2 protein-coding genes are annotated in these 1,581 nt (G+C 67.9%); both read left to right on the forward strand.

Annotation, left to right across the window (positions count from 1 at the left end):
* The coding region (locus tag G3N93_RS39455) for a PilN family type IVB pilus formation outer membrane protein (RefSeq protein ID WP_206135466.1) at positions 1–1,132 on the forward strand (1,132 nt) is incomplete at its 5' end.
* 11 nt (positions 1,133–1,143) lie between these two features.
* On the forward strand, positions 1,144–1,581 hold a 438-nt coding region (pilO2, locus tag G3N93_RS39460; protein ID WP_206135467.1), incomplete at its 3' end, for a type 4b pilus protein PilO2.

Consider the following 1,581-nt stretch of genomic DNA (forward strand, 5'->3'; position numbering starts at 1 on the left):
TTACGAGCAGGGGACGATCCGCTTCTTCTTCACCGATACCCGCACGTTCCAGGTCAACGCGATTCCCGGCGACTCGTCGCTGAACGCGTCGGTGGTGAGCGGCGCGACGAGCGATGGCGCGTCGGGCGGCTCGCAGTCCGGCGGCTCGGGCGGCGGCGCGAGCGGCTCGGGTTCCGGCACGACGGGCCTCACCGCGAACAATACGGCGAACACCGCGGTGAATTCGCAGCTGTCCGTGTTCAACGGGCTGCAGAACGCGATCCTGTCGATGCTGTCGCGCTACGGTAGCTCGGTCGCCTCGCCCGCGACCGGCTCGATCTCGGTGACCGACACGCCCGACGTGATCGAGCGCATCGCCGCATTCATGACGCAGCAGAACCGCTCGCTGTCGCGGCAGGTGATGCTCAACGTGACGGTGCTCAGCGTGTCGCTGAAGGCGGGCGACGCATACGGGATCGACTGGAGCCTCGTCTACAAGACGGTGTCGGCGCAATTCGGGATCTCCAACCCGTTCACGCCGGCCGCGGTGACGCCCGGCGACCTGTCCGCGACGGTGCTCAGCCCGACGAGCCGCTTCAACGGCACCAAGCTGCTGATTCGCGCGTTGTCGCAGCAGGGGACGGTGCGGCGCAAGACGTCGGCGGCGGTCACGACGCTCAACAACCAGCCGGTGCCCGTGCAGGTCGCGACGCAGACGGGCTATCTCGCGTCGGTGTCGACGACGAACACCGCGAACGTCGGCTCGTCGACCGCGCTCACGCCGGGCACCGTAACGACGGGCTTCAACATGACGCTGCTGCCGCACGTGCTCGACGACGGCACCGTGATGCTGCAGTTCTCGACGAACATTTCGTCGCTGCTCCAGCTGAAGGAAGTGTCGAGCAGCGCGGGCAGCGGCGCGACGCGGATCCAGACGCCCGACGTCGACATGCGCAATTTCCTGCAGCGGGTCGCGATGAAGTCGGGCGAGACGCTCGTCATCAGCGGCTACGAAGGCACGAACGATTCGCTCGACGAGCGCGGCATCGGCACGCCGAAGATGATCGCGCTCGGCGGCGGTTACGAGGCGCAACGCTCGCGCGAGGTCATCGTGATCCTGATCACGCCCGTCACGCAGCGCGGCGGCGCCTGACGGAGCCGGCAATGAGCGCGCAGGTGATTCAAATCGGCCGTCAGCGCTTCATCGGCGGCTTGTTCTGGCAGTCGCTGTCGAGGCGCAACGAACTGCGCGCCGAAGCAGTCGAGCTCGCGAAGAAGCTGAAGTTCGACCTGATGGTGCTGCGGATCGATCGCGGCGGCGCGGCGGCGGGCTATGCGAACACGCGCGACGGCTTCGCGCCCGGGCATCTGTCGCTCGGCGCGATGGTGTCGCGCGCAATCGCGCTCGAAGGCGCGTTCTACAACGGACGCCGGCAGCCCGCGCCGAACTGGCTCGGCGCGTTCGCGCTGCCCGACGGGCGCTGGGCGTACTTCGCGGTGCGCGACCACGCGTTCATGCCGAACGGCGACTGGGTCGGCACGCGCGAAGAAGCGTTGGAACGGCTTCATACCGATTACGCGTGGGGCGGCTGGAACGTCGTG

It is taken from the genome of Burkholderia sp. Se-20378 (genome assembly GCF_017104665.1).
Lineage (GTDB): Bacteria > Pseudomonadota > Gammaproteobacteria > Burkholderiales > Burkholderiaceae > Burkholderia > Burkholderia lata.